Here is an 8,234-nt window from a genome sequence, read left to right on the forward strand (position 1 = left end):
AGATTGTCTCCCGGCGCTCGCCGGCAAGCGAACTCGCCGGATAGCGCCAAAGCTCACTGACAGTGCCAAGCGCTGCCTGCATCAGCTCTTCTTGTTTTGCCGGTTGGCGACCAAATCATCGACGACGGCCGGATCGGCGAGCGTCGAAGTATCGCCGAGCGCTGAAAAATCGTCCTCGGCAATCTTGCGCAGGATGCGGCGCATGATCTTGCCGGAACGCGTCTTCGGCAGGCCGGGCGCGAACTGGAGCTTGTCGGGCGAAGCGATGGCGCCGATCTCCTTGCGGACATGGGCGACCAGCTCCTTGCGCAGCTCCTCGCTCGGCTGCTCGCCGGCCATCAGCGTGACGTAGCAGTAGATGCCCTGTCCCTTGATGTCGTGCGGATAGCCGACGACGGCGGCTTCCGAAACCTTGTCGTGGCTGACCAGTGCGGATTCGACCTCGGCCGTGCCCATGCGATGGCCGGAGACGTTGATGACGTCGTCGACGCGGCCGGTGATCCAGTAATAGCCGTCGGCGTCACGGCGGCAGCCGTCACCGGTGAAATACTTGCCCTTGTAGGTCGAAAAATAGGTCTGCACGAAGCGGTCGTGGTCGCCATAGACGGTGCGCATCTGGCCCGGCCAGGAATCGGTGATGCACAGATTGCCGTCGGCCGCACCTTCCAGCACCTTGCCCTCGCCGTCGACCAGCTGCGGCTTGACGCCGAAGAAAGGCCGCGTCGCCGATCCCGCCTTGAGGTCGGTGGCGCCGGGCAGCGGCGTGATCAGGATGCCGCCGGTCTCGGTCTGCCACCAGGTGTCGACGATCGGCACCTTGCCGTTGCCGACGATGTTGAAATACCACTCCCAGGCTTCCGGATTGATCGGTTCGCCGACCGAACCCAGTACGCGCAGCGACTTGCGCGATGTCTTGGCGACATGCGCGTCGCCGGCGCCCATCAGCGCGCGCAGCGCCGTCGGCGCGGTGTAGAAGATGTTGACCTTGTGCTTGTCGATGACTTCCCAGAAGCGCGACTGCGACGGATAATTCGGCACGCCTTCGAACATCAGCGTGGTGGCGCCGTTGGCGAGCGGGCCGTAGACGATGTAGCTGTGGCCGGTGACCCAGCCGACATCGGCGGTGCACCAGTAGATGTCGCCGTCATGGTAATCGAAGACATATTGGTGGGTCATCGAGACGTAGACGAGATAGCCGGCGGTGGTGTGCAGCACGCCCTTCGGCTTGCCGGTCGAACCCGATGTGTAGAGGATGAACAGCGGGTCCTCGGCCTTCATCTTCTCGGGCTTGCATTCGGCTTTCACCGTCGCGACCTCGTCGTGGTACCAGACGTCGCGGCCTGAAACCCAGCCGGTCTTGCCGCCGGTGCGGCGCACGACCACCACCTTTTCGACTTTCGTTCCGGCTTTCGCGGCGATCTCGATCGCCTTGTCGGTGTTTTCCTTCAAAGGGATGGGCTTGCCGCCGCGCAGGCCTTCATCAGCCGTGATGACGAAGGTCGACTTGCAGTCGTCGATGCGGCCGGCCAGCGCATCCGGCGAGAAACCGCCGAAGACGATCGAATGGACGGCGCCGATACGCGTGCAGGCCAGCATCGCATAGGCGGCTTCCGGGATCATCGGCATGTAGATGGTAACGCGATCACCTTTCTTGACGCCGTGTTTCTTCATCACATTGGCGAGCCGGCAGACATGCTCGTAGAGCTCGTTATAGGTGACCTTCTTGTCATCGTAGGGATTGTCGCCTTCCCAGATAATGGCGGTCTGGTTGCCGCGCTTCTTCAGGTGCCGGTCGATGCAGTTGTAGGAAACGTTGGTCAGTCCGTCCTCGAACCATTTGATCGAGACCTTGCCGTCGAAGGAGGTGTTCTTGACCTTGCTGAAGGGCTTGAACCAGTCGATGCGCTTGCCGTGCTTGCCCCAGAATTTGTCCGGGTTCTTGACGCTGTCGGCATACCATTTCAGGTAGGTGTCATTGTCGATCAGCGCGTTTTTCTTCCACGCCGGCTGGACGCGATGGACATGAACCTCGGACATTCCTGACTTTCCTCCCGAACCAATCGCCGGCTTGAAATGCCGGCGGGATCGCGGCGACAGGGCCGCGAATTCGGCGGCATTATTACCAGTTCCGCCGTTACGGCAACATTAGACGTTGGATTCGCGCGGCGGGATGCCGCAGGGGGCTTCCCCGAGGCTGTCAGCACTCGGCCAAGTGCGCTGCTAACTGCATGTTTTCGCATGCTAAAGCCGGTTCAGATGAAGAAAAAATCAATAGACGATTAATCAGCGGCGCGCACAATCAGCCATGGGAGGACAGGCGAATCAACCTGGGGACCGTAATGCGCGACCATGCCGAAATGGACCTGATGCTCAAAGGCTATGGCTTGACCACGGCCAAGATTCTCTATCACTTTCCCGATCACCCGCATCTGCTGCAGAGCTTCATCTGGCAGGACTACGATCTGGCGCCGAAGTTTCCGGTGCTGATCAAGTTCATCGAATTCTGGAAGGCCAAGCTGGACGGGCCGCTGCATTCGATCAGCTACACCCACCAGAAGCTGATCGCGCCGAATGAGTGGCGCAAGGTGGATGGGGAGTTCGTGCTGCACTGAGAGCAGTAGGCAGGCATTTTGTCGACCATTAGTGGTTGGCGCAAACGCCTATCGCGTCGTCATCCACGGGCGAAGCAAGGAGCGAAGCGACGCGGCGCAGACCCGAGGATCCATGCCGGGACTCCGAAGCGTCACAACGGTGCAGAATTCTGCTCCGCTGCACTTTACGGCCAAGGTCGCGGCATGGATCCTCGGGTCTTCGCGACGCCGCTTCGCGGCTGCTCCGCCCGTGGATGACGAAGTTGAGGGGCTTCGGCTACCCCCAAATGTCTCTATGGCGGCCCCGGAACGTAAGACTGTGACTTAATCAAACAGCCGGCGGGTTCAGCCGGGCAAAGCCTTCCTGCCGCCGATACGGGAAGTACGGGTAGGGCGCGGTGACTTCGCTTGCGGCGTCGAGTTTCCCGATCTGCTCCGGCGTCAAGGTCCAGCCGACGGCGCCGAGGTTCTGGCGAAGCTGTTCCTCGTTGCGGGCGCCAATGATGACCGACGACACGGTCGGGCGCTGCAGGAGCCAGTTGATGGCGATCTGCGGCACGGTCTTGCCGGTTTCCTGCGCCACCGCATCGAGCGCATCCATCACCCGATAGAGATGCTCGTCCTCGACCGGCGGTCCGAAGCTTGCCGTGTCGTGCAGCCGGCTCTTTTCCGGCAAGGGCTGGCCACGGCGGATCTTGCCGGTCAGGCGGCCCCAGCCAAGCGGGCTCCACACGAGCGCGCCAACGCCCTGGTCGAGGCCGAGCGGCATCAGCTCCCATTCGTAGTCGCGGCCGACCAGCGAGTAGTAGACCTGGTGCGCGACATAGCGCGGATAACCGTGCTTGTCGGCTTGCGCCAGCGACTTCATCACTTGCCAGCCGGAGAAATTGGAGACGCCGACATAGCGCAGTTTGCCGGCGCGCACGAGTTCGTCCAGCGTCGACAAGACCTCCTCGATCGGCGTCCCGGCATCGAAAGCGTGCAGTTGCAACAGGTCGATATAGTCAGTGCCGAGGCGCTTCAGCGCGGCGTCCACCGACTTGATCAACCGCGACCGGGAAGAGCCATAGTCAGCCGGTCCGTCGCCCATCGGCAGCGCGGTCTTGGTCGATATCAGGACGGCATCGCGGCGGCCTTTTATGGCTTCGCCAAGCACCTCTTCCGAGGCGCCGTTCGAATAGACGTCGGCGGTGTCGAACAAATTGACGCCGGCCTCCAGGCAAATGTCGATCAGCCGCCGCGCCTCCCTGGCGTCGCTGTTGCCCCAGGCGCCGAACAGCGGGCCGGAGCCGCCAAAGGTTCCCGCGCCGAATGAGAGTGCGGGCACTTTCAGGCCCGATGCACCGAGACGTCGGTAGTCCATCTTTTTACTCCTGTGGAATGAAGGGTGTGGGAAGCGGGTTTGCAGAGGACGGTCACGACCGGATGGAGGCAGGCTCGCCGAGCGTGGCGGTGCGATCGAGACGCAGCGCCAGCCCCGCCACACCGAGTGCCGCGAGCGGCAGCAGGGCGGCGACCCAGGTAAGGGAGCCCAGGCCAAGGCCATGGGCAATCACCGCACCACCAAGCCAGGCGCCTGCCGCATTGCCGAGATTGAAGGCGGCGATGTTGAAGGACGAGGCGAGGCTCTGGCCGGCACCTTGCGCCTTGTCCAGCACCCACATCTGCAGCGGCGCCACTGTGGCGAAGGCGGCGGCACCGAGCAGGCCGACATAGATGACGGCCATGACCTGGCTGTGGATGGCGAAGCTCATGGTGGCGAGCACCAGGGCCAGCACCACGAGACTGCCCAGCACGGCCGGCACCAGCCAGCGGTCGGCGACCTTGCCGCCAAGCAAATTGCCGGCGATGAGACCGCCGCCGAAGACGAGCAGGATCGGCGACACGGCCGCTTCCTTGAAGCCGCTGATCTCGGTCAGCAGTGGTGCGATATAGGTGAAGACGGCGAAGACGCCGGCATAGCCGAGCACCGTGGTGGCGAGGCCGAGCAGGACGGGCGTGCGGCGCAGCACGGCGAGATCGGCGCGCAGATCGCTCTTTTCGGGCGCCGTCCGGCTGCGTGGCACCAGAGCCAGGATGACGGCGAAGGCCGCCACGCCGACCAATGTCACCGCCCAGAAGGTCGCTCGCCAGCCGAAGGCCTGGCCGAGCCAGGTGCCGAAGGGCACGCCGAGGATGTTGGCGATGGTCAGACCGGTGAACATCAGCGCGATCGCCGAGGCTTGTCTGTTGGGTGCGACCAGCCCGGTGGCGACGACAGAGCCGACGCCAAAGAATGTGCCGTGGGCGAAGGCGGTGATAATGCGGGCGCCCATCAGCGTCCAGTAATCGGGGGCCAGCGCACAGGCGAGATTGCCAAGCGTGAAGATCGCCATCAGTGCCAGAAGCACGGTCTTGCGTGGCCAGTTGCCGGTGGCGATGGTCAGCAGGGGCGCGCCGATGACGACGCCGAGCGCATAGCCCGAAATGAGCTGGCCGGCGGCCGTGATCGAAACGCCGAGATCCTTGCTGACATCGAGCAGCAGACCCATGATGACGAATTCGGTGACGCCGATGCCGAAGGCACCGGCGGCAAGCGCGTAAAGAGCAAGAGGCATGGCGGTTTCCACTTCGATGGCGAAGAGCGCCGTCCCGCGCCCCGACCCCTGAGATCGTGCTTCCCTGCATTGTGAACCAGACTTGCCTTGGGCACATTTTCTGTGAAATAGATTCACAAATGGCCAGGCCCGATATCAATCGCTCCGGCGAGATCGAAGTGTTCGTGCGCGTCGTCGAGGAAGGCAGTTTTTCCTCCGCGGCACGCGCGTTGCGCATGACACCGTCGGCGGTGAGCAAGCTGATCGCGCGGCTGGAGGCCCGGCTTGGCGCGCGGCTGGTCAGCCGCTCGACGCGAAAGCTGCAACTGACGCCGGAAGGTACCGCGTTCTACGAGAGCGGCCTGCGCATCCTCGCCGACATGGCGGCGGCCGAGCAGGAGGCGGCGGCGGGTGCTTCACCGCGCGGACGGTTGCGCGTCAACAGCTACGTGCCCTTCGGGGTACACCGGCTGATCCCGCTTCTGCCACGCTTCCTCGAACGCTACCCCGAGATTTCGGTCGATCTGGTGCTGACCGACAGCGTCATCGACCTGATGGCGGAACGCGCCGATGTCGCTATCCGTGCCGGGCCGCTGAGTGAGTCACGGCTGGTGGCGCGCAAGCTGGGGCAAAGCCCTGTGGTGGTCGTTGCAGCACCTTCCTACCTCGAAACGCAGGGCACGCCGCTGACGCCAGCCGATCTCGACAGGAATAACCGCATGGGCTTCGGCTTCGTCAGGCATCTCGATGGCTGGCCGTTCCTCGACGCGGACGGCCGCGCCATCATGGTTCCCATCACCGGCAACACGCTGGTCAGCGATGGTGAGGCGATGCGGCTGATGGCGCTGGCGGGCGCAGGCATCGCCCGGCTGGCGCGCTGGCATGTGGCGGAAGACATGGCGGCCGGCCGGCTGGTGTCGCTGCTGGAGGCATTCAATCCGGGCGACGAGGAGCCGACCCACGCCGTCTATGTCGGCCAGGGCCGGCATCTGCCGGCGCGGGTGCGTGCCTTTCTCGATTTTCTCGGAGAGAGCGTCCGGCTGAGCTGACATCTCCGGAGCCACGGCTCCCGGGATGTCAGCGTGGGCTGTATTTATGCTTTCGGCGTGAACGGCGCCGGGCGGCGGCCCACTGCCTGGCGCTCCAGCATCCAGCCGGGATATTCGGACGGCAGGGCGCTGACCTCGTCGAGACGAAGCAGATCGTCGGTGTCGAGCTTCACTTCAGTCGCGGCAAGGTTCTGCTCCAGCTGCTCCATGCGGCTGGCGCCGATGATGACGCTCATCACGAAGGGCTTGGCCAGGACATAGCCGAGCGCCACCGTGGCGACGCTGACATCATGCTTTTTGGCGATTTCGCGCATGACGGCCACCGCGGCCCAGGCGCGGTCTTCGTTGACCGGCGGGAAGTTGAAGGACGCGCGGCGGCCTTCGCCATTGCCGGGCGCGCCGGGGCCGTACTTGCCGGAGAGCAGGCCACCGGCCATCGGCGACCACACCATCAGGCCGAGCTTCTCTTCGTTGAGCAGCGGCACGATCTCGCGCTCGAGGTCGCGGCCGGCGATCGAATAATAGGACTGGACGGTCTCGAAACGGGCAAAGCCCTTGCGCTCGGCGATGCCGAGCGCCTTGGCGATGCGCCATGCCGCCCAGTTGGAGACGCCGACATAGCGAACCTTGCCGCTGGCAACGAGATCGTCGAGCGCCCGCAGCGTTTCGTCGATCGGCGTCACGGTGTCGGTGCCGTGCAGCTGGTAAAGATCGATATGGTCGAGCTGCAGCCGCTCTAAGCTGGCATCGACCGAGTCCATGATGTGGCCGCGTGACGAGCCGCGCTGGTTGGAGCCTTCGCCCATGGCGCCATGCGCCTTGGTGGCGATGACCACGTTCTGCCTGTTCACACCGAGATCCCTGAGCGACTGGCCGAGCAGCCGTTCGGATTCGCCAAAGGAGTAGACGTCGGCCGTATCGAAGAAATTCACGCCGGCGGCGAGCGAATGGGCAACGATCTCGTTGACACCCTTCTGGTCGAGGCTGGCGATCAGGCCCCATTGGGCATTCTGACCGGCGGCGCCGAAGGTCATGGTGCCGAGGCACAGTTCGGAGACGAACATCCCCGTATTTCCAAGCTGGTTGTAGCGCATGGTGGCGGCTCCAGAGAGTTTGTGATGACGCAAAGCAAATAGGAACGGTACGTTTCGTTTCCAATTGCTGGCTCAACGAGCCCGCCGAGTTGGCCTATAACCCCTCACCGCATCTAATGCCGCCATCAGAAAAGCGCCCGCTGCATTCACCGAACGAGGTTCGCATGAGTATGCGGATTATAAGTCTATAACTCGGATCTTCGTCTTCGGGCGGCGATTGACCTCCTCGACGAAGTCGTCATCCCACACGGGACCTGAGAGAAGATATTCCGCAAGCGAAGGTGTTGCGCCGACCAGTCGGTCGTAGTCCTCGGGGGAGAGTACGACAGCAGTTGGCTTTCCGCGCACCGTGATGGTTTGTGGCCCTTGTTCCCGCGCCTGCCGTACGAGTTTCGCCAGATTGTTCTTCGCGTCCTTAAGATGCCAGTTCAAGGGCACTACTCGCTAGATGGCTTCGCTAGTCATATACCAGATGCCGTTGAAGCATGGCAGGGTTTCCGCTCGAACAGATGTGTTCGCTAGTTCCTCGACATGGGTTGGAAGCTATTGGCAGCGAGAATCTATAGCCTCTTTCGGCGGCAGATCGCAAACCTCGGGGATTGGCCTAAACATCTCTCTCGTCGTCATCCACGGGCGGAGCAAGGAGCGCAGCGACGCAGCGCAGACCCGAGGATCCATGCCGCGACATCTGCCGAAGAATGCAGCGGAACAGAATTCTGCACCGCTGCATTTTCCTTGTCGTCACGGCATGGATCCTAGGGTCTGCGCTCCGCTTCGCGTCGCTCCGCCCTAGGATGACGAAGGTGTGGTGGCCTGCAGCCAATCGAATATGTTGGAATTTAGCGACTAGAGACCGGTCTGTGCATCGGAACTATCGGCTGCCGAAGATCGCCGAACCGACGCGGACGCTGGTGGCGCCGAAGG

At 63.1% G+C, this 8,234-nt stretch carries 7 protein-coding genes; 2 read left to right on the forward strand and 5 right to left on the reverse strand.

Translation table 11 applies throughout. The features are described 5' to 3' along the window. Positions 1-81: 81 nt before the first annotated feature. On the reverse strand, positions 82-2,037 hold the full coding sequence (acs, locus tag EN893_RS10505; RefSeq protein WP_127268243.1) for an acetate--CoA ligase: 1,956 nt from the start codon (positions 2,035-2,037) through the stop codon (positions 82-84). Positions 2,038-2,339: 302 nt separating this feature from the next. On the opposite strand from acs, the gene EN893_RS10510 reads away from it, so the two are divergent. Continuing rightward, complete coding sequence (locus tag EN893_RS10510; RefSeq protein ID WP_013529022.1) at positions 2,340-2,612, forward strand: usg protein; 273 nt, start codon at positions 2,340-2,342, stop codon at positions 2,610-2,612. 307 nt (positions 2,613-2,919) lie between these two features. Here EN893_RS10510 and EN893_RS10515 read toward each other — a convergent pair whose 3' ends face one another. Next, complete coding sequence (locus tag EN893_RS10515) at positions 2,920-3,954, reverse strand: aldo/keto reductase (RefSeq protein WP_127268244.1); 1,035 nt, start codon at positions 3,952-3,954, stop codon at positions 2,920-2,922. A 52-nt stretch (positions 3,955-4,006) separates the two neighbouring features. Further along, on the reverse strand, positions 4,007-5,188 hold the full coding sequence (locus tag EN893_RS10520; protein ID WP_127268245.1) for an MFS transporter: 1,182 nt from the start codon (positions 5,186-5,188) through the stop codon (positions 4,007-4,009). A gap of 119 nt (positions 5,189-5,307) precedes the next feature. Between EN893_RS10520 and EN893_RS10525 the strand changes: the two genes are divergently transcribed. Continuing rightward, positions 5,308-6,216, forward strand: coding sequence for a LysR substrate-binding domain-containing protein (locus EN893_RS10525; RefSeq protein ID WP_127268246.1), 909 nt, complete (start codon positions 5,308-5,310; stop codon positions 6,214-6,216). 44 nt (positions 6,217-6,260) lie between these two features. Here the strand turns inward: EN893_RS10525 and EN893_RS10530 are convergent, their stop codons facing one another. Together EN893_RS10530 and EN893_RS10535 are read right to left on the reverse strand one after the other, a co-directional pair. Beyond that, positions 6,261-7,310 carry an aldo/keto reductase gene (locus tag EN893_RS10530; protein WP_127268247.1) on the reverse strand — a complete coding sequence of 350 codons (1,050 nt, stop codon included), beginning with the start codon at positions 7,308-7,310 and terminating at the stop codon, positions 6,261-6,263. 177 nt (positions 7,311-7,487) lie between these two features. Continuing rightward, positions 7,488-7,742 carry a type II toxin-antitoxin system Phd/YefM family antitoxin gene (locus EN893_RS10535; protein ID WP_127268248.1) on the reverse strand — a complete coding sequence of 85 codons (255 nt, stop codon included), beginning with the start codon at positions 7,740-7,742 and terminating at the stop codon, positions 7,488-7,490. Between the last annotated feature and the right edge of the window lie 492 nt (positions 7,743-8,234).

It is taken from the genome of Mesorhizobium sp. M7A.F.Ca.CA.004.04.2.1, assembly GCF_004022825.1.
GTDB lineage: Bacteria > Pseudomonadota > Alphaproteobacteria > Rhizobiales > Rhizobiaceae > Mesorhizobium.

Bases quoted from the DNA above. Each gene is read 5' to 3' on its own strand.
- EN893_RS10520 (WP_127268245.1), bottom strand. From the start codon at position 5,188: ATGCCTCTTGCTCTTTACGCGCTTGCCGCCGGTGCCTTCGGCATCGGC.
- EN893_RS10525 (WP_127268246.1), top strand. From the start codon at position 5,308: ATGGCCAGGCCCGATATCAATCGCTCCGGCGAGATCGAAGTGTTCGTG.
- EN893_RS10510 (WP_013529022.1), top strand. From the start codon at position 2,340: ATGCGCGACCATGCCGAAATGGACCTGATGCTCAAAGGCTATGGCTTG.
- EN893_RS10530 (WP_127268247.1), bottom strand. From the start codon at position 7,310: ATGCGCTACAACCAGCTTGGAAATACGGGGATGTTCGTCTCCGAACTG.
- acs (WP_127268243.1), bottom strand. From the start codon at position 2,037: ATGTCCGAGGTTCATGTCCATCGCGTCCAGCCGGCGTGGAAGAAAAAC.
- EN893_RS10515 (WP_127268244.1), bottom strand. From the start codon at position 3,954: ATGGACTACCGACGTCTCGGTGCATCGGGCCTGAAAGTGCCCGCACTC.